General features: G+C 39.2%; 16 protein-coding genes and 1 pseudogene. 5 read left to right on the forward strand and 12 right to left on the reverse strand.

Translation table 11 applies throughout. The features are described from left to right. Window positions 1-200 precede the first annotated feature (200 nt). Together BC751_RS16665 and BC751_RS16670 are read left to right on the forward strand one after the other, a co-directional pair. Window positions 201-833 (forward strand): response regulator, encoded by a 633-nt coding sequence (locus BC751_RS16665; protein WP_130276633.1) that lies wholly within the window; start codon window positions 201-203, stop codon window positions 831-833. 87 nt (window positions 834-920) lie between these two features. Beyond that, on the forward strand, window positions 921-1,358 hold the full coding sequence (locus tag BC751_RS16670) for a GNAT family N-acetyltransferase (RefSeq protein ID WP_130276634.1): 438 nt from the start codon (window positions 921-923) through the stop codon (window positions 1,356-1,358). Window positions 1,359-1,508: 150 nt separating this feature from the next. Here BC751_RS16670 and BC751_RS16675 read toward each other — a convergent pair whose 3' ends face one another. From BC751_RS16675 to BC751_RS16685, 3 genes are all read right to left on the reverse strand, one after another. Next, entirely contained in the window at window positions 1,509-2,609 is a 1,101-nt protein-coding gene (locus tag BC751_RS16675; protein WP_130276635.1) for a glycoside hydrolase family 43 protein, read from the reverse strand. A 560-nt stretch (window positions 2,610-3,169) separates the two neighbouring features. Further along, on the reverse strand, window positions 3,170-4,006 hold the full coding sequence (locus BC751_RS16680; protein ID WP_130273825.1) for an IS3 family transposase: 837 nt from the start codon (window positions 4,004-4,006) through the stop codon (window positions 3,170-3,172). Next, window positions 4,003-4,296, reverse strand: a complete 294-nt coding sequence (locus tag BC751_RS16685) for a transposase (protein ID WP_130273826.1) — start codon at window positions 4,294-4,296, stop codon at window positions 4,003-4,005. The genes BC751_RS16680 and BC751_RS16685 overlap by 4 nt, the downstream gene beginning before the upstream one ends. Before the next feature lie 64 nt (window positions 4,297-4,360). Between BC751_RS16685 and BC751_RS22680 the strand changes: the two are divergent. The 3 genes and pseudogenes from BC751_RS22680 to BC751_RS16695 form a co-directional block, all read left to right on the forward strand. After that, window positions 4,361-4,447 (forward strand): annotated as a pseudogene (locus BC751_RS22680) (LacI family DNA-binding transcriptional regulator); the annotation flags it as partial. Further along, complete coding sequence (locus BC751_RS16690) at window positions 4,442-5,335, forward strand: LacI family DNA-binding transcriptional regulator (RefSeq protein ID WP_341272860.1); 894 nt, start codon at window positions 4,442-4,444, stop codon at window positions 5,333-5,335. The pseudogene BC751_RS22680 and the gene BC751_RS16690, both read left to right, overlap by 6 nt. Before the next feature lie 318 nt (window positions 5,336-5,653). Continuing rightward, entirely contained in the window at window positions 5,654-7,423 is a 1,770-nt protein-coding gene (locus BC751_RS16695; RefSeq protein ID WP_130276636.1) for a 7TM-DISM domain-containing protein, read from the forward strand. A gap of 111 nt (window positions 7,424-7,534) precedes the next feature. Here BC751_RS16695 and BC751_RS22595 read toward each other — a convergent pair whose 3' ends face one another. From BC751_RS22595 to BC751_RS16735, 9 genes are all read right to left on the reverse strand, one after another. Continuing rightward, window positions 7,535-7,936, reverse strand: coding sequence for an alpha/beta hydrolase (locus BC751_RS22595; protein ID WP_278043591.1), 402 nt, complete (start codon window positions 7,934-7,936; stop codon window positions 7,535-7,537). Window positions 7,937-7,943: 7 nt separating this feature from the next. Beyond that, on the reverse strand, window positions 7,944-8,375 hold the full coding sequence (locus BC751_RS22600; protein ID WP_278043592.1) for an alpha/beta hydrolase: 432 nt from the start codon (window positions 8,373-8,375) through the stop codon (window positions 7,944-7,946). A gap of 168 nt (window positions 8,376-8,543) precedes the next feature. After that, entirely contained in the window at window positions 8,544-9,653 is a 1,110-nt protein-coding gene (locus tag BC751_RS16705) for an endo-1,4-beta-xylanase (RefSeq protein WP_130276637.1), read from the reverse strand. A 134-nt stretch (window positions 9,654-9,787) separates the two neighbouring features. After that, window positions 9,788-11,530 (reverse strand): glycoside hydrolase family 43 protein, encoded by a 1,743-nt coding sequence (locus BC751_RS16710; RefSeq protein ID WP_130276638.1) that lies wholly within the window; start codon window positions 11,528-11,530, stop codon window positions 9,788-9,790. 21 nt (window positions 11,531-11,551) lie between these two features. Beyond that, complete coding sequence (locus BC751_RS16715) at window positions 11,552-13,117, reverse strand: glycoside hydrolase family 43 protein (protein ID WP_130276639.1); 1,566 nt, start codon at window positions 13,115-13,117, stop codon at window positions 11,552-11,554. A gap of 30 nt (window positions 13,118-13,147) precedes the next feature. Continuing rightward, window positions 13,148-14,293, reverse strand: a complete 1,146-nt coding sequence (locus BC751_RS16720) for an endo-1,4-beta-xylanase (protein ID WP_130276640.1) — start codon at window positions 14,291-14,293, stop codon at window positions 13,148-13,150. A gap of 401 nt (window positions 14,294-14,694) precedes the next feature. Continuing rightward, window positions 14,695-16,806, reverse strand: coding sequence for an endo-1,4-beta-xylanase (locus tag BC751_RS16725; protein ID WP_130276641.1), 2,112 nt, complete (start codon window positions 16,804-16,806; stop codon window positions 14,695-14,697). Window positions 16,807-16,818: 12 nt separating this feature from the next. Continuing rightward, a complete protein-coding gene (locus BC751_RS16730; RefSeq protein WP_130276642.1) occupies window positions 16,819-17,844 on the reverse strand; it encodes a DUF5627 domain-containing protein in 1,026 nt (341 codons plus the stop codon). A 43-nt stretch (window positions 17,845-17,887) separates the two neighbouring features. Continuing rightward, window positions 17,888-19,663 (reverse strand): RagB/SusD family nutrient uptake outer membrane protein, encoded by a 1,776-nt coding sequence (locus BC751_RS16735; protein WP_130276643.1) that lies wholly within the window; start codon window positions 19,661-19,663, stop codon window positions 17,888-17,890. Between the last annotated feature and the right edge of the window lie 3 nt (window positions 19,664-19,666).

Consider the following 19,666-nt stretch of genomic DNA (forward strand, 5'->3'; position numbering starts at 1 on the left):
AACATTGTCATTCAAATCTCCTCTGCCTATGCCAAAAGCAAAATTTTCTTTGGCTTAGTCACTATCCGTTTTTGCAATTCCTTTTCTGAAATGCTTACTGGATGTTTTCCTCTTATGTTTAATAAATACCCCTTTTATGTGATTGAAAATCAAAAAAATCACTGGTTTCTTTGTATCATACAAACAATTAAAAAACCAAAATGGTAAAAGTTCTGATATACGAAGACAATCCCCAACTCAGGGAAGGATTGACCATGTTGATCGATGGCAGCGAGGGATTTAGGGTTTTGGGAGCATTTAAAAACTGTTCCAATATTGCTTTTGAAGTCGAATCCTATAAACCGGATGTCATCCTTATGGATATAGACATGCCAGGGGTAAACGGTATTCAGGGCCTTAAGATTGTCCGGCAACAAAACACGCAGGTAAGTATCTTGATGTTGACAGTATTTGATGACAACAAAAACATTTTCGAAGCCCTTCAAAATGGGGCCAACGGCTACATCCTTAAAAAAACCCCTCCTGTCAAATTGTTGGAATATATACAGGAAGCGGCCACTGGCGGTGCACCCATGACGGCATCTGTAGCAGCCCAGGTACTCAAAATGTTTTCACAGATCAATATACCTGCTGACAATGACTACAACCTTTCCGAAAGGGAAAAACAGGTATTACAACTGCTTGTAAAAGGATACTCTTACAAAATGATAGCCTCAGAAATGTTTATTGCCATGGACACGGTAAGAAGCCATATCAAAAAAATATATGAAAAACTCCATGTGAATTCAAAATCAGAGGCAGTGGCCAAGGCATTTAGAGATCGGATTGTTTGATTTACCATCCATCAAAAATGCAGGACCATGAGTAAAGTATTTATCAAAGTTTGGGTACTTTCAGGGTAAAAATAAGCAACTGCGGAAATGATCAAAGAAAGCAATAATCCCGAAGAACACCCTGTCTTATTGGCTATTTGGGAAGCCTCGGTCAGGGCAAGCCATGATTTTTTGACAGAGGAGAAAATTCTTGAAATCAAACAGATTATCCTTGAAGGCAATATTTTTTCCCATGTGGATCTGCATGCCTTTCACAATGAGAAAGGTGAAAAAGTGGGTTTTTTGGGTTTATCCCATTACAAAATTGAAATGCTTTTTATACATCCGGACTACCAGGGAATGGGAATAGGTAAACAATTGACGGAATTTGCCATCTCAGAAAAGAAAATCACCCGCGTGGATGTCAATGAGCAAAATCTCCGGGCAGTGCGGTTTTATAAAAAAATGGGTTTTCAGGTAATAAAGAGAAATCCCCTGGACAGTCAGGGCAACCCCTTCCCTATTTTGGAGATGGAAATATCGTAAAATTTCTTAATACAAATATTGACGTGATTGTTAATGACAAATGATCATATAGATCAAAAAAATCCCCTCAAAATTAACTTCGAGGGGATTCTTTATTTATCGAATAAGATATTTCCTTTATAAACAAATGGGACTTATTTAGGATTTATATCATTTTTTAGAAATCAATGGTTCGATAGTCCGTATGCTTCCATCTGGTTCATGATGGAGTTCGGTCATCTTAATATTTCTAAGATGAGTTTTACCGGACAATTCTGTATCATGATAGAATAAGTACCATTTGCCACCAATTTCTACAATTGAATGATGGTTGGTCCATCCCTGGACAGGCTGAAGAATGACACCTTGGTAAGTAAAAGGTCCATAAGGTGAATTACCTGTGGCGTAGGCGATTTTATGGGTATTACCTGTGGAATAGGAAAAGTAATACGTGTCATTGTATTTATGGACCCATGCTGCTTCGAAGAATCTCCTCTCATGATCTCCGGCTTTGATGGCTGTACCGTCTTTGTCCAGGATCAACACTGGTTTAGGTTCTTCCCCAAACTCAAGCATATCGTCGCTGAGTTTGGCCACCATTGGACTTATAGCTGGCTCATCATCAGCAGGTTCATCATCATAGGGAGAATTACCAGTTGAAAGGTATTTACCTGTTCTCCACTTTTGAAGCTGTCCTCCCCAAATTCCTCCCCAATAGATGTAATAATTATCACCTTCTTGAAAGACAGCCGGATCCATACTATAAGAACCTTTCATGGGCTCTGGCTGGGGCACAAATGGCCCGGTTGGACTATCGCTCACTGCCACCCCCAAACGGAAAATATCATCTTTATCTTTAGCCGGAAAATAGAAGAAATACTTCCCATTTTTATGGGCTGCATCCGGTGCCCATAATTGTCTTTTGGCCCAGGGAATATCATCCACATCTAAAGCGAGTCCATGATCTATTGGAGTAGCGTTTACATTATCCATACTGAACACATGGTAATCCCTCATATTGAAATGGGCTCCAGTATCATCTTCTTCAACATCCGACTCCACATCATGGGAAGGATAAATATAAATCTTTCCATCAAAAACATGTACAGAGGGATCTGCGGTGTACATGTGGGTTATCAATGGTGCATTCAGAAACTGAACTTCGGCTGATTCTTCTATTTTCCCTTCCGAAGATTTATTATTGGCGCATCCTGCAGTCAAAATAAATGCCGTCAAAAGGAAAGAGACATCTTTGGCAAATTTTAGGTTCATAGGTTTTGATTTTTGGTTTAAAAATGAGGAAATCAAAAATAAATAAATGAAATCGGTTTCAAAATTAATAAATTTAATTTTTAGCCTTTTGATAATTTTTTTTCCAAAAAATGGGATAAAAAAAACCATTTTCGATAAGAATACCCCTCCTAAATAGCAAATTTCAAATCCCAAGTCAAGAAATTCTATCAAAGAATTATTTACTAAAAAGAGCAAAAAAAGACAAAATATGGTCTTTAGAAACCCCATTTTTTAATCACAACCGATTTCATATTTCCTTCTTGTTTTCTAAAATGAAAAAAATTATTTTTGAATAAACTATAAGCAATAGCAATCACCGTCTATGGAAAGGTGGTTAAATATTACATCTTTTTTCTATGCAGAAAGAGATTACTATATACGACATTGCCAAAGTAAGTGGGGTTTCTCCCACTATAATACTCCCCATTTGTTGGACCAAAAGTATCAGTTGCTAAGTTAATTTATTTATTTGTTAATATATCCTTAGTTGTCTTATTTCCCAAGGGGACCCTTGGGAAATAAGACAACTAACTTTTGCTTTATGCTGCTTTTTGGGTTGCCCCAAAATACCTTTCCCCGGGCTTCTCCCTGGTGGTATGATGGACCTTTTGGTTGTAATATTCAATATACTTTTTGACACCTTTGAGCAGGTCATAACCGTCCTCGCTTGGGTTCAGATAGATGTAATCATACTTGATCGACTTCCAGAACCTTTCAATATATACATTGTCCAAAGCCCTTCCCTTTCCGTCCATTGATACTTTGATATCCAGCCCTTCAAGGTAATTGATCCATAAGGCTGATGTGTACTGGCTTCCCTGATCGGAATTGACTATCTCTGGCTTACCATATTCTCTGATGGCCTCTTCGATTACCTGCTTACACCATTTGGCGTCCTGACTGTTGGATATACCCCATGACAGTATCCTTCTGCTGTAAACATCCATGACTGCGGTCAGGAACATAAACCCCTTCTGCATCGGAATGTAGGTGATATCGGTTACCCACACTTGGTTGGGTCTTTCAATCTTTAAGTTCCTGAGAAGATAAGGCCTGATATATTCACGCAAACCGGATTTGGTAAGGTTCTTCCTCCTGTAAAGGGTTTCCCTGCCCATCAGCCTGAAAAGCCTCCTGATGCGCTTTGGGCCGACAACGAAGCCCAGTCCTGTCAACAGATAGACCATCGACACAACGCCTTCAGTAGGGTGATCGGTAAGATGCCTGTCCATGATTCCCATAAGTTTCAGATTGACCTCGTTTTCCCCTTTTGGTTTGTAATATAGACTGCTTCGGGGAACCTCCAATACTTCACACTGTCTCCTTATAGACAGCCCCTTATAATCAGAACAAATCAATGTCGCCCGATCTTTCATATCCCCAGTTTCTTGCAGCTTTTTTTTAAAAAGTCATTCTCTACTTTTAGCTCTCCGATCTGGGCATAGAGCTGCTCAAGGGCAGGGCCTTCTTCCTTTTTCTTTGAATGCTCCTTTTCAAATACAGCTGACATATTATCCAAAAACTCACCCTTCCACTTGGATATAATCACAGGGCTAACATCGAACTTCTTGGACAATTCAGCCAATGTAAACTGATTCTTGATTGCTTCAAGGGCTACTTTTGCCTTGAACTCAGGAGAAAACTTTCGTCTTGTTTGCTTGTTCATAAGGTTAAATTTAAACAGTTTTTTTTAACTTAACCTCTGGTCTCAATTTTGGGGAGTATTATACACCACGGTAAGTCGTGCCCTTAATAACCATCCTGCAGTCAAAGAAAAAACCAAAAAGAAAATATTTCAAAAAGCCTCAGAATTGGGGTATCAATCAAATATTTTCGCTTCCAACCTTAGAAGCAAAAAAACTAAAAACATTGGAGTATTAGTGCCTAGACTGAACAGCAACTTTCAATCATCTGTCATCGCAGGAATGGAGAAGGTTGCGAATAATGCCGGATTTAACCTCATCATTAGCCAATCCCTTGAAAACTTTGAAAAAGAATGTTCCAACGTAGAATCTCTTTTCAAAAGCAGGGTGGATGGTTTATTGGTTTCAATGGCAAAGAACTCTAATGGGACCAAGCACTTTGACCGGTTTTTCAACAAAGGAATTCCTGTTATTTTTTTTGATCGGGTCGCTGACTGTGACATTTGTACAGGCGTTGTAATTGACAATTTCAATGCTTCCTATCAGGCAACCAATCACTTATTGGAACAGGGTTGCAAACGAATTGTGCACGTCTTGGGAAATACGGAAATCAATATTTATGCTGAAAGGCTAAAGGGATATAAAAACGCACTGACCGAACATAACATCTCATATGATCAAACCTTGATTATCATAATGGATTTAGGCGAGGATGCAGGAGAATTTATAGTTGACCAAATTTTGGGAATGGAGACACTGCCTGATGGTTTATTTGTATCAAATGATGCTTGTGCGGCCAGCTGCATCAAACACCTTAAACTTCATAATATACGGGTTCCGGAGGACATTGCAGTAGTAGGATTCAATAATGACCCTATTTCCCGTTTGGTAGAGCCAAACATCACCACAGTTAATTACCCAGGATATGAAATGGGTGAGATCGCTATGAGAAATCTAATAAATCATCTAGAGGGTAAAGATGAAAACACTTTAAGTACAACCAAAAAAATTACTTTACGATCCGAGTTACTGGTCCGGGCCTCATCTTTGAAAAATAATTGATGAATTTAGATATCGATTTATTCGCTAAAAAAATGATATCAATTGAATACCCCAATCACGGAAGCTTTACCCTGGGTTTATATAAATATTGATTGAGCTATGACGGTTTATGCATATTTTCATCATATAGATAAAATAAATTTGTACCTGAAACTTCTGAATAAATTAAAATAAGTGCGGTTTTCTAAAGTCTTTATTTCTGTTTTTTTAACCGTTTGTATACTTTTTTTAGCATTCTTGGTAAATGCTAAAGAATCGACGCAGCCTACCACCATAATTAAAATCCAGGATGGGCTGACAGAAATAAAGTTAAATACTATGATGGATTTCTTTTTGGATACTGCAGGCACCTTAACTATTGACGATGTTATTCAGCCTGAGATCCAAAAGAGATTTCAAAAAGTAACAGATCCTCATATACTATTCGATTATTTTGAGTCAGCAATCTGGGTAAAACTTACCATCGAAAATGCGCAAAAATCATTTGATAAATCATGGTATTTCGAATCTTGGGGATTTGATATAAAAAGTTTTAGCTTTTTCTTTCCAAATCCAGATGGTACTTATGAAATGCATCAAGCAGGCTTTGAACTTCCTTTCAAGACAAGGAGGATAAACCATAAAAACTTTAATTATTTTCTTGATTTAAGGCCAGGGGAGCAAAAAACATATTATTTAAAAATCCAAAGAAATTACAACCATCAATTTAGCTTTCATCTTCGCACTAATGAAAGATTTTTAAACCACTCACTCAATGAATATTTCCTTTTAGGAACATATTATGGTGTCCTGATTTTAATTCTGATTTTAAACCTATACTTATTTTTGAAGCTGAAAGATTTATTATATCTATATTTTCAAGGACTGATTTTATCTTATATATGGTTTTCCTTGGGTAGAGATGGTCTTGGCTTCCAATATTTTTGGCCAAGTATGCCTTGGTTGAATCAACTTAATAACCAATATGTCATCGAGCTATTCATCATATTAACTACATTGCTGTTTTCGAATAGATTCGTTCAAAAATACACCAAAAGCGATAAGGTTATCAGGTTTACTACCTGGTCGATTATTCTGAAATTAATATTCTTTTTTAATCAGCTTTTCTTTATTGAACTTCATTACATAAGTTACTTAGTCATCACCATACTGATTTTGCTGATCCCCTTTGTTTTCGGGCTAAGAGAGCTTATCAAAGAAAAAATCCTTTCATGGTCTTACATTTTTGCATTTGCGTGTTTGTTTTTGGTCATTATTTATACCTATTCCAGATCTATTGAACTTTTTGAAAACCCTGTTATCAATTGGTATTTGATGTATCCGTTTATTTTTTTAGAGATGATTTTGTTCTCATTTTCAATTTTGAACCAAATCAAATTTTTACAAGATGAATTTATTAAGGCAAATGCTGAAAAAACACTTATTCTTGAAAAAAACGATCAATTAACACAAGAGCTAAACAGCAAACTAAAAGAAAAGGTAAGGGCTAGAACAGAAAAAATAGAACAAATGGCCGCTGATTTGGCCCTTAAAAATGAGGAGCTCCAGGAAAGTAACGCAAAACTTGAAGACCTCAATAGAAAAGTAACAGAAATGAATCAGTTACTTTTAGAGAGAAATGCTGAATTAATATCATCAGTAGATGAAATCACCAAAAGTCTTGCCCTTATGAAAGGGCTGGGATTTGAAGAATTTAAGAAAGTCTTTCCTGATAAAGATACCTGTTTGAAATTTTTGGCAGACTTGAAATGGAAAGATGGTTACCGCTGCAAAAAATGTGAATACAATAAATACCAAGAAACAACCAACTTTAGTAGACGATGCAAAAATTGCAATTACCTGGAATCGCCTACAGTAGACACTTTGTTTAACAAGCTAAAATTCCCTATTGAAAAAGCATTTTATATCCTTTATCTATCCAACAGAAAGGATGTGGATTTGACATTAAATGAACTCTCAGAAATCTTGGAACTCCGAAGGGAAACTTGCTGGGCATTTAAAAACAAGATTGCTCAGGCCATGGAAAAAGTAGGCCATAACAAAGATCTGAGTGGCTGGGAATCCTTGGCCTTAGTGGATTTAGAATAGAGGATTCAGGCAGTTGAATTTAGAATTTGGGTGAGAGGCCAGTTGTGCGGCACAAGACAAGTACCGGTAGTGAAATGTTTGAGAGAGGAAAACCACAACTTTGCCCATTGTTCACTGAAAAACCAACTGAGCAAAGAAATACAATTCATTCTTCCAGTATTTGAAATCAAAGTAATGACCGGGAAGAATCCTGTAAATATGTTCAATACCTTCTTTTGTTAAAAATTCATGTGCACATGTGGTCACATTCAAAAGATTGTCTTTATCTCCACAGCTCAAAAACAATAGCTTCAGATTAGACTTGGTTAACTCAGGTTTTGGAAGCAAGGCTTCTCCCCTTTTGGTATTCGGTGCTGGTGAGAATCCCCCAATCCACGCGAAGTGCTCTGGATTATTTAATCCAAAATTCATAGACTGACCACCACCCATCGAAAGGCCCGCTATAGCTCTATTTTGAACACCAGGTAAAACCTTGTACTGTTTCTCAATAAAAGGAATCAAATCCTGCAACAAATCTTGCTCAAAGATTACAAATGCCTGAATTTTTATCCTCGGCGAAAAAATTGCCCTCAGCCCGATCATTTTTCATGGCTCGGCCATTTGGGATCACAATGATCATCGGCTTGGCTTTATTCTCTGCATAAAGGTTATCCATTATCACTTCGGGTGTTCCTTGATCCAACCACTCTCTTTCATCTCCCCCAATTCCATGCAACAAGTATAGGACAGGATAAGCTTTATTAGGTGAATAATTAGGAGGCAAGTAGATATTTGCTTTTCTGTCTATGCCGACTGTTTTGGAAGGATACATAATTTCCATAACTTCCCCTTGAGGATTGTTAGCATTGGGCTTGTCAAATCCTTCTGGAGCAATAAGGGATGCGTCTTGTGGAAAACCAACGATACTAATACACATGGTTAATACAAATAATAGGGGCTTAGTTATTTTCATGGTTATGGTTTAATCTCTAAATAAATATAAAATGACCTTCGGAACTATCTTAACATTCAACACGATTCTACACCTTTCCTTGGGAAATACCTTCCAACAATAGACTGGTAAAATCAAATGGGCGGATTATTTTCTTTTCTCGGTTAAATTTAACAACTTTTTCATTTTTCATCTCCGGAGAAGCCTTTGTACATCAAAATATGCTGGTTTTGGTTGTAACTGTTCATTCAGCAAAAATGGAAAATGCTTCCTCCCCGGTGTATCCAACCACGACGCATCATCCCCTATACCCCAAAAGGTAACTCCAGCAATGGCATCACTATAATCCAACAAAACCCTAAAGATCTCAGGATAGGCAATTCGCTGTCTTGTGTTAAATTCATCTGTATAAACCACAGATCCAGGTTCATTTGATGAGAGATACACAGACAAATCTAGCTCTGTAATCTGAATTTCCACCCCCAACCCTCTGAACAATTCTAATGTTGTCCTTAGGTCTTCAACAGATGTCCCAACAAACCAATGCCCCTGTAAACCTATCCCGTGGATTGGAATATTATTATCCTTCAACCTTTTGACCAAGTCGAATATTTTATTCCGCTTCCAACTAAAAATAGAATTATAATCGTTATAAAATAGCTTCGCATCTGGATCTGCTCTGTGTGCATAAACAAATGCAGAATCGATATACGATTCACCTATGATTTTATACCAAGGAGAATCTTCCCTATAAATGATCTGCCCATCGGGATCCCAATCGAATAAAGCTTCATTCACCACATCCCAAGAATCTATCATTCCTCTATAACGTGTCATCACGGCAGTGATATGCTCCTCCAGCTGTTTCAATGCAATATCTTTGGATAAAAGCGCTCCTGTTTGGTCGAAAAAAAACCAATCCGGAGTCTGTGAGTGCCAAGTCAAGGTATGACCCCTTACTTTCATGTTATTTTCCTTGGCAAACTGTACAATTCTATCTGCCTCAGTCCATGTAAACGTTCCTTTTATCCGTTGAATGGCATCAGGTTTCATTACGTTCTCAGCGGTTACACTGTTAAAATGTTCGACGAGGGTCCTTCCATGAGGGGTACGGATATCCGTATGCGCAGGTGTAATAGCTGCGCCTACAAAAAAATGATCTTTAAACAATTCCTTCAAAGGAATATAGGAATTCTGATTGTTTCCATTGAGGTCTGGATTAGCATCCTCTGAAGAACAACTAAAAACAAAAAACAAAATAACTCCAAAGGACCAAAAATGAACTCGGAAATTCTTCATGTATTTTAATTTTATCTTTAAAATAAATTGGAGGCTGTCTCGTATTTAGGGACAGCCTCTTTTTTATTCGTATAGGATCTGAATTAGAATTCGTAAAAGCTTGATGTTGGCTTTAAGAATTGTGATTCAGCTTCTTATCTGGCTGGCAACACATCGTTGCTGGAAGTTGCATATAGGCCTATCATGTTCCCAGTAAATCCGCCTGCTATATTGGTAGATAGGATATCTCCGGACACCACACCACCCAGATTTACAATCTCTCCCCCATCGGTAGCGTATCCAAATTCATAGTCATCTCCTGTAGCCTTGACTTGCAAGGTGAGAGGTTTGGAAAGATCCACCTTGGTACTTGCCAATATTTGTGATTTGACTTTTCTATTTCTTCCATTTCCTTCCGCCTCTGTTCTTTCCAGCAGGAGTATATAATCATTACCTACTTTGGTCACTCCAAAAATGTAATGAAAAGCCTCACTTTGCACACAAACAATTCCTGCTAGGTCTTTTTCTGATTGGGGTTTGTAATCAAGGGCTGTTGTAAAAGAAAAATTCTTGTGCTGTTGTCTATAAAATAAGGTTGAAGTTGGCTTGACTTCTTTCATGTTGACCGGAAATGGTGTGATCTGAGCCCCAATTTTCGTAGTCTTCATAAAATCCTCCCTTGGGCCACGCAACCCTATCCATCTAAAATCTAATTTATCGGCATTGAATTTTTCTGTATACACGAAGTTACCATTAGGGAAATATCCCTTTTGACCGGTCTTGTTTTCGGTGACTCCACCAGGCATTTTTAGCTTTGGTTGAATCGGCACCAAGCCATTTTCAAAAACCGGCCATTCTCCGGACCAATCCACAGGCAAAATAAAGGTTTCTCTCCCTGTATTTACCCGGTTTTTATCATTTGGTCTAATGCCCAAAAAGACACCATAATACTTATCATCCGGGCCTAAAACCAAGTCCGCATGTCCGGCCCAGTCCACCCTATTTTTTCTGTCTCCAAAATAGCGTTGGGTTAGGATAGGATTAGAAGGAGCAGGAATATAGGGCCCCATAGGATGCTCACTTTTAAAAATCACTTCACTGTGGTTGCCCCCTGTGCCGCCTTCAGCACACATCAGGTAATAGAAACCATTTTTCTTGTAAATGTGAGGTGCTTCAATCCAAATAGGATTTTTGGATGGGTCCACGCCTCCGTCTACGATTATTTTGTCCGTACCCTCAACCACTTGGTCCTTTTCCAAATCATATTCCCAAATCTTGATTACACGGTGACCACTGTATCTTTCTTTTCCCGGATCAGGGGCATCATTGTGAACAACATAAGCCTTTCCATCCTCATCGAAGAAAAGCCCCGGATCTATACCTTCAAACTTGAGTTGGATAGGATCACTCCAGCCTTGGAATGGATCTTTGGTTTTGACCACCATATTGCCGATATCTCCCGCAAACTGCGTTGTAATCATATAAAATGTATCATTGTAGGGATTGTATTTGATATCGGGAGCGAAAATTCCAAAAGCAATGCCGGCATCAAAAACCTTCAATTGGGACTTACGGTCCAAGACATGTCCTATCTGTGTCCAGTTTACCAAATCCTTGGAATGAAAAATAGGTACTCCCGGAAACATAGCGAAAGAGGAAGTTACCAAAAAATAATCATCCCCCTTTCGGGTGATGGAAGGATCGGGATAGCAACCTTGAAGGATTGGATTATAGAATTCATCCACTCCTAAAGGATGGTCAATGTAAACTTGATCCTTGCCTTCATAGGTGGCATAATTAAACACCGCATGGTTCACTTTGTTCCTCTGACTGAAACCCTGCCCAATAGTTAATGCTAATAGAGCAATGAGCGATACAAACTTGCTATAATTTTTCATTCGTTATTTGGTTTTGATTGTTTAAAGATTTTGGGATAATCGAAAATCAGAAAAATCTGCCCTTCCACCCGGACTAAGCGTGGAGTAATAGAAAAGCGCAAATCGGTAGCCCATGAAATGAGGCAGGGTATAGTTCATTTGAAGGGCTGGACCAAAAATGTTCCAGGTATGCCCATTGTCTTCACTGAAATAAAAAGTGGCTTGGTCTTTTCTATCGGTAAAATCGCAGGAGACTTTCAACAGAATCTTGTCATTTTGGATGTTTGTACCAATTTTTTTTACCAACTGGCCATTTTCAACCAATTCCAAACTTAGGACCTTTTGACCATCCTTGATTTGGACGCCAATCCAGCCATAGTCTTTCTGAAGTAAGCCTAAACCGGCAACATCACCTTCCTGCAAGAGATTGAGATGAAGTGTCACCACAGAACTACTGGTAGGTCCAAAAGTCCTTTGCGTCAGAGTGTTCCTGGCCGTGAGCCAAGATTCATCTGTACGGTTTGTTTTCAAACTCAAAAGACCTTTTTCACCGTCAATAGACCATAAATCATCTACCGGATTGTGGTTCCATTGCCAAACCAAGGGGAGCTTAGGCTGACCTGCTTTTCGCTTAAAATCATCCGAGCTTACAATGGAGGGAATGAGTGAGTTTTGCTTTGGCAATTCCGGCAATTCCATAGGAACTTCCCCTTCAAGTCCCAATACCGGCCAATCATCTTCCCATTGAACAGGCACCAAATAAGGAGTCCGACCAACTGCACCAAAGTCACGGAATAAATACGCATACCAGGTTCCTTCAACAGTCTCAATCAATCCGCCTTGGGCAACTCCCTTATCCTCCAAAGCAACCTTTCCTTCATATGGTCCCATCAATTCTTTTGAGCGGTGCACAAGGACTGTACGCATTCCTCCACGGGGCCATGCGATATGTAGGAGATAGTAGTAACCATTTATCTTAAATAACTGAGATCCTTCCGCAGGAAGCATAATCTCTCTTTGGATGGGAGCATGAGCAGTTTCGATCAGTATCCGCTCGGTTTCTTTCTTTATGCCTGAAAAGTCGGGCTCCAGTTCAACAATCTTGATGGTTCCTGCACCCCATATCATATACACTTTATCCCCTTCAAAAAAAAGTGTGTGATCATGCAAGGAAGGGCTAAAAGAGGTTGCTTTCCAATTCCCCTTTTCTATATCATCTGTAGTATAGATGTATGTTTTATTGGTATTACCCGAAAAAGTAGAAACATAGTAAGTTCCCTGATGATGGCGTAGGCTACTTGCCCAAGAGCCCTTACCATACATGGACTTCCCATTGGACAATTCCAGGTCATCACCCTTATCCAATACCTCATAGGCATAATTGAGCATCTCCCAGTTGACCAAATCCTCAGACTTCATCAAGGGTAGTCCCGGACTCATGTGCATGGTAGTACTACTCATGTAATAGACATCCCCTACCCTGATAAGAGAAGGATCGGGAACATCCGCATTGATGATCGGATTAGTTGCCCCCTGGGCAAACAGCTCTGAGCAAGTCAGTACAATTAAAAGGCCATAAACTAGGGTTATCTTACGGATTGCTATCATATTGGGCGTTTAATAGGTTTGACCCAGAGACTATTGGTGAGCTCTGGCCATATTTATGATCTCATTGACTACTGGCTTGGGTGTATAGTCTCTATTGAACAACAAGGGATAATCTGTACGTCCTCTCACTGGCCAGCCATTTTTCCATGAATCCCCATCTTGAATCCCCCAAAGGGTTACTCTGGAAATTTTATCATGGTGTTTCAAAAATAACTTAAAAAATTCAATGTATCGTTGGTCAAATTTGCGCTTCACATCTTCCGGCAATCCTTCTGTAAATGGATTTAAATATTGCTGATATTCTACATTGGTAGCCAAATCTGCACCCATATCCCTTCGCGGTGCCGGCAATACAGTTAAGTCAAGTTCGGTAATCATTACGGAAACCCCCAGTTTGGAAAAAGCCAAAATACTTTTTTCAAATTCTTCCACTGTTGGATAATCCAACCCTATATGACCTTGCATTCCAATACCATGGATAGGAACGCCTTGTTCTTGAAGATTTTTAACCATCTTGACAACCCCTTCTCTTTTACCGGGATTGGCCATGGAATAGTCATTGTAATAGAGTTCTGCATCCGGATCAGCTTCATGCGCAAATTGGAATGCCAACTTCACAAAATCCTCTCCCAAGATTTGATAAAATTTACTGTTCCTCCAGGATCCATCATCCAAAATAGTTTCATTCACCACATCCCATCCATTGATTTTACCTTTGTATCTCCCAACTACAGTATAAATATGGTCTTTCATTCGTTGAGTCAATACTTCAGGACTTACATCATTTCCTTCGTCGTCAGTAAAAAACCATTTAGGGGCCTGTGAATGCCAAATTAAGGTATGACCTACCATGTGGTAATTCCCTTCCATCCCGAGTTCTACAAAACGGTCTGCCATAGTAAAATTAAAATTGCCCTCTGTGGGTTGGAGGGGACCACTTTTCATAACGTTTTCTGCTACAATCGAATTGAAATGTTGACGCAATAATTCCAAACCTTTCTTATCTGTTCCGTTGATATGGCGATGATTAAGCGCAGCTCCGAACAAGAACTTTCCTTCAAAAGCACTCTTTAAAAGTAATTCCTCATTACCATATTTACGTTCACCGAAAGAAAAAGAAAAGAGTAAGAAAAGAGATGAAAGTGTTAAAATTTTAAGAAGACCGAATGTTTTCATAGGTTAAAGGTTTTGAAATTTCAGTAGTTTAGATTGAAGTAAGGAAGACAGTTTTTTACGGTTATGCTCACTAAACCAAATGTTTACAAGTTATAAACAAGCTTCAGGATATTATTCTTAATGCATAGGACTTTAGGAATCTCCTTTAGAGTAATGATTCTCTGACATAAAGAGTTTATAATTTACTTTTTCAGCACCGTTGGAAATGATTTTGTCCACAAGGGTATCATTACAAAAAAGTTTACATAAACCTAGAAAAACAAAACATAACCGTTGAATGATGCTTGAATAATAAATAATCAGAAACCTTTTTACAACAGGGATTAGTAAATAAGCACAAAGAAAATGATTGGGTAGAAGGTTTAGATTTCAACCCTCTACCCAAACTTTAATAGGAAAGATTATCTATCCAACCCTTGGGCCACACCGGCATAAGCATGCTTACGGTTAAGTGAACTTGTCCAAAGGCCAGCCCTAGCAGCATCTGTACCATCAATTGGAGCAGAGAAAGTCACCCCAAAGCGCTGATTGGCAGGAACCAAGGTCATGTAGTAATCAATAACTTCTCTATAAATCTGTCCTTGATTGATAAGTGCGACCAAAGATGGATTAGTATCATTTAATCGTACTTCCAAAGCACTGATTTTTATCTTCTTACCAGTAGCTGCCAACAATCTAAACATAGCAGCTACATTTTCAAGGTTGGAGTTAGGGTTCAAAATGATCTTTGCTGCAATACCGTCCACTTTTCCTCCATTTTGTTCTATATAGGCAACATAGTCTATCAAAGCTTGGCACTTGGCAAGATTTGACTCCATACCACTTTCACTGATAAACAGAATATCGGAAGGATTCCCATGTTGACGCGCCAATTTGAACGCTTCAACCGCATAGTCTTTTCCAAGGAAATCCTGCCAATAAAATTCTCCATCCCCCAATGTCAATCCTACCCCCGTACGGATTTGACTTGGATTGGACTCACTAATTGGATCAGAAACTACTTCTCTTACAGTTATCGAATTTCTAGTCTGAGATACAAATTGGCTAATCCAATTTTGCATTTGACTTGAAATAATAGAGGTTTTTTCGAAAGCTGTTTTTTCTACAATTGTTGTCGATCCTCCAGAGTTGGAAGCACTTGATAGGACTACCTGATCAATGAATACTGTACCCGCAAATTCACCATAGCTGATAATAAATCGATTCCTATCACTAGCACTTACAGTAGTGGTCAAGGTAACAAATCTCCAGTCAGTGGTAACAAACACCTGACCAAAACCATCAGAAGAAAAGTTTGGACTTTGCAATTCTGGACGGATAACCCCTTCGGCATCCCCTCTTACCCAGAAACTCAAGCGATAAGTCTCACCGTTGTTGACGGGAGCAGCAAGTTGGTAAAGTGTTTGTACCTCCCAGAATCCACCTGTTCTCGAAGGATTGGTCACAAAGAAAGCTCTACCTTGATTTCCAACACCCAAACCGTCTTCTGTTACTCCACGGACAGAGTTATTTCCCCATCCTCCCCAAGCAATGCCATTTTCAAAATCTCCATTTGAAATCAAGTTATTGATTAATGGCTCACCTTCAAGGTCATACACATACAGATTATTGATATCCAAATAGTAAGTAACTCCAGGAAGATAGCCTAATTCCAGGTTAAAACGGAAAGAATCACCGGTGAAATCATTAATCCTAAATCGAACTTCTCTCCAAGAAATACCCGTGGTAAAAAATTCAGTTGCAGTACCGGTACCATCCCAAGCCAATGCAGGTTCATTGTTACTCAATCCTTCAAAAGTAAATCTTCCCTGACCAGGCAGATCAGATTTGATATATGCAATCACTTCATAGGTTTTTCCAGGGATAATAGAAATAGTTGGTGAACTAAACTTCAAATCTTCCGGACTTGATGCAGTAGAACCCGCCACCAGCTTAATTCCAGGAGTATTAGTCCCCATTCCTTGATTGGGTTCGAAGGTAACACCCGAAGTAAAAGACCATTGATTCAATATCCCACTGGAAAGCTCACCAATATTCAATTCATTTTGAAAAGCGGGGGAATTAACAATGAGTGGAGAAAGAAGACCGTTCAAAAACCCAGAGTTTTGATTTCTATGCCAAATTAAAGGGCTTCCAAACACATTCATTTCTTTTGACCCTGCTAATTCCAATAAGGATTGGACTGGTGCCAAATTTAGGTTACCGTTGGTCCCGACAATGGAACGGTGGTCCATTCCGGATGTTGGAATAAATTCATTGAAATTCCGATTCATCAATCGAAAACGAACCCCTTGATTGGTATAATCCGTCATTGGTAAGGATACCCCTAACCTGAAGTCAGGATTATTCATTTCCTCCAAATATGTCAATAAATCAGGCAGGATATTGATTTCTTCTTGGATTTCAATACTCAATGGTTTCTCAACTTGAAAATCATCCAACGCTCCAAAATCAGCACAGGAAGCTAAACCTAGCACCCCAATCATACCAACTGAATAGAAAATTTTTTTCATAAACAAATAATCTTAACGCACTACAGGATTGAAAAACTCTAAACCAACACCACGATTTCTCATCACCAATGTATCTCTGGTGGACATACTCATCGTGGGCATATCTAGCTCATATTGCAAATACAAGGCGTCTCTGTCTTGATTCCCCCAGCTTCTTTTTTCGCCTCTTTTCACAAATTGACCAGAACCAGTGGCAGTTACGCCTGGTGTAGTAGAAGTTACAGTACAATTCCCTTGGTTATTGAAGGTAAGTCTTAGATTTATTTGCTGATTGACTCCTCCAGCATCCTGAATTTCTAGCGGAAAATCCAGTGTTGTCAATGATTGCGTTTGGAGTGTTTTTAATTCATCTAATTCTACAAAACGCTCTCTTCTGACAACTTGGCGGGACAAATTCTCATTACCGGGTTTACCGATGATGTTATCCACCCCTCTTCTCAAATAGATACCATGCCATTCATTTACATACTTAACAGCATAAAGAACAAAATCCTTTGGCGCTGCTTCCCAATCACCAATCACATGTCTATTAGGATTTGGAAGCGGAGACCGGCCTCTTAGTACAGAATCAACATTCGTAGCAGAAACAATTCTCAAGGGAAATACATAAGTATTTTGGATAGCTTCAGGGTCATTGAAAAAGGCCCCTGTAAGTTGAATCTCCAGTCCTCCTATTATGGACCCACGAGGGATTGTGATAACAGGTTCGGCCATTTGAAAATATTCTGTAGGAAGCACCTTTACTTCCCTTCCCCCTTGAGAAAACAAGAGGTTTTCCGCAAGTGAAGGGTCATAAGCTACCTCTAAACGAATGTTATTTCGATTGTTGTAAACCCCACCAGTGGTCGCCATAATTCTGAACTTCTGTTCATTATCAAGTGTGGTATCAAAAATATCTTCACCAAGGGTTATGGTACGTACCGGATATTGATGAGCAAAATACACACTCTGGAAATCAAAATCCGGGAATTGCCATTCGTCGTTCACGCAGGAACTTAAGCAGACAATTGAGATTAGAAGTATTATTAATTTTTTCATGTTATTTTTCTTTCGGCTTTGAAAATTACCTTTCACTTACAACTTACCAGCCTGTATTTTGACGGAGTGCACTATATTTCAATAGCTCACTCAAAGGGACTGGTCCATAAACCATATGCTGACCAAAAACCCTGTTTTGGACATTGATCTCCTGGTATGTATTGTTTTGAATTCTCATGCCTCTAGCTGGCTCTGTCAAATTCAAATTCCATCTTCTCAAATCCCAGAATCTAAAACCTTCAAAACAAAGTTCTAACCTCCGCTCATTTCTGATCAATTCCCTCATAGCATCTTTATCATTTTTAATGGACTCCAGGTATGCATCACCGTTGGCTAGGCCTATACCAGCGCGCTGACGGATAGCCTTGATTACATCATAGGCAGAGAATCCAAATGAACCTGTTGCCATTGGCCCCCATGCTTCATTGGCTGCTTCCGCATAAATCAGGTAGAGCTCCGTATAGCGGATCCTTGGCATGACATGCAATTGGCCATTGACAGAGACAGGGTTCAAATTGACATCTTGTCTCAACAGCTTTCTCATGTAATAACCAGTTCGGGTCGAAACTTCCACCCTGTTGATACCATCATTTGTCCCACCATCGGCAGTAGTGTTGATTACCTGATTATTAGGTCCTGCTGTACTTCCATTTCGAATAATGAAGTGATTGAAACGAGGGTCTCTGTTAGCATAAGGATTAGCTGGATCATAGCTACTGTTTGGATGAGTGATCGGATATCCATCTATGGAAGGAAAAGCATCTACCAAATTTTGGGTAGGGTTTAAAAGTCCACTACCAAATTGAGTTGGAGGGAAATGCTGAGCTTCCAGGTTGCTTGAAGGTCCACCCAAAGAAGTTCTCCACAAAATTTCACGCTGATTGACGCCCCCTCCTAAATTGTTGATTTCTGCCACGTTGGTGTACCATGTTAAGCCTGTTGGGGATATTCCCGAAACACCTCCGTTCAAGGCCAATACTTGACCAGCATAATTCGCAGCGTCTTCCCAAGTAGTACTATTTCCTTGACTAAAGGCAGGACTTGCAGCCATTAGTGCTGCTTGAGCCCGTACCGCCATTGCAATTCTTCCACTCATCAATTGTCTTGCATCTTCCCCAAAAACTCGGTTGTAGTCATTTCGAGAAGCGCCTATAGCCCTGTATCGCTCTGGTACATCGGCTTCTGTTGCAATGTTTTCATAATCCAAGGGTAACAATTCAAGGGCTCTTTCCACATCCACATAAATTTGTCTCATGCACTCTTCAAATGTAATTCTTGGAAGATTGAACTGAGAGTTAAGATTTTGCGAATCCGTAAAAATTTGAACCCCTAGCAATTGTCCATCAGCAAAACCACCATGTGCCTGCAGCAAATGATACATAAATAGCGCACGAAGGCCGAGGGCTTCACCGATTATCCTATCTGCAAACATGCGGTCCAGCATAGGATTATTTACCGTAAAGGTGACCTTCTCCGCCGTTTCAATCATCAGATTAATGTATTGTATTGCGGCTTTGGCATTTGTCCATTGATTCAAGGGGTTATTATCAGAAGCCCACTGGCCACTTGCCATGTTAAAAAAGGCGTTGTTTTCATTATTGGCTACAGCATCATCTGTGGCCATATCATTAAATGACCAACTATTTCTAGGAATACGGGCATAGGCATTGATAATCAAACCTTGAGCAAACCTTGGTTCATTATAACTACTCTCCAGATCTCTGTTGTTCTGGATAGCAGGTTCAAACAAATCATCGCAGGCAGTATTGAAAATAACTACCGTAGCAAGCAATCCCAGTATATTTTTGATATTTTTCATGTA

Origin of the sequence: Cecembia calidifontis, assembly GCF_004216715.1 — a bacterium.
Taxonomy (GTDB): domain Bacteria; phylum Bacteroidota; class Bacteroidia; order Cytophagales; family Cyclobacteriaceae; genus Cecembia_A; species Cecembia_A calidifontis.

Excerpts from the sequence above, each read along its gene's own strand:
- BC751_RS16665 (WP_130276633.1), top strand. The coding sequence starts at position 201 with ATGGTAAAAGTTCTGATATACGAAGACAATCCCCAACTCAGGGAAGGA.
- BC751_RS16670 (WP_130276634.1), top strand. The coding sequence starts at position 921 with ATGATCAAAGAAAGCAATAATCCCGAAGAACACCCTGTCTTATTGGCT.
- BC751_RS16675 (WP_130276635.1), bottom strand. The coding sequence starts at position 2,609 with ATGAACCTAAAATTTGCCAAAGATGTCTCTTTCCTTTTGACGGCATTT.
- BC751_RS16680 (WP_130273825.1), bottom strand. The coding sequence starts at position 4,006 with ATGAAAGATCGGGCGACATTGATTTGTTCTGATTATAAGGGGCTGTCT.
- BC751_RS16685 (WP_130273826.1), bottom strand. The coding sequence starts at position 4,296 with ATGAACAAGCAAACAAGACGAAAGTTTTCTCCTGAGTTCAAGGCAAAA.
- BC751_RS16695 (WP_130276636.1), top strand. The coding sequence starts at position 5,654 with ATGATGGATTTCTTTTTGGATACTGCAGGCACCTTAACTATTGACGAT.
- BC751_RS22600 (WP_278043592.1), bottom strand. The coding sequence starts at position 8,375 with ATGAAAATAACTAAGCCCCTATTATTTGTATTAACCATGTGTATTAGT.
- BC751_RS16705 (WP_130276637.1), bottom strand. The coding sequence starts at position 9,653 with ATGAAGAATTTCCGAGTTCATTTTTGGTCCTTTGGAGTTATTTTGTTT.
- BC751_RS16710 (WP_130276638.1), bottom strand. The coding sequence starts at position 11,530 with ATGAAAAATTATAGCAAGTTTGTATCGCTCATTGCTCTATTAGCATTA.
- BC751_RS16715 (WP_130276639.1), bottom strand. The coding sequence starts at position 13,117 with ATGATAGCAATCCGTAAGATAACCCTAGTTTATGGCCTTTTAATTGTA.
- BC751_RS16720 (WP_130276640.1), bottom strand. The coding sequence starts at position 14,293 with ATGAAAACATTCGGTCTTCTTAAAATTTTAACACTTTCATCTCTTTTC.
- BC751_RS16725 (WP_130276641.1), bottom strand. The coding sequence starts at position 16,806 with ATGAAAAAAATTTTCTATTCAGTTGGTATGATTGGGGTGCTAGGTTTA.
- BC751_RS16730 (WP_130276642.1), bottom strand. The coding sequence starts at position 17,844 with ATGAAAAAATTAATAATACTTCTAATCTCAATTGTCTGCTTAAGTTCC.
- BC751_RS16735 (WP_130276643.1), bottom strand. The coding sequence starts at position 19,663 with ATGAAAAATATCAAAAATATACTGGGATTGCTTGCTACGGTAGTTATT.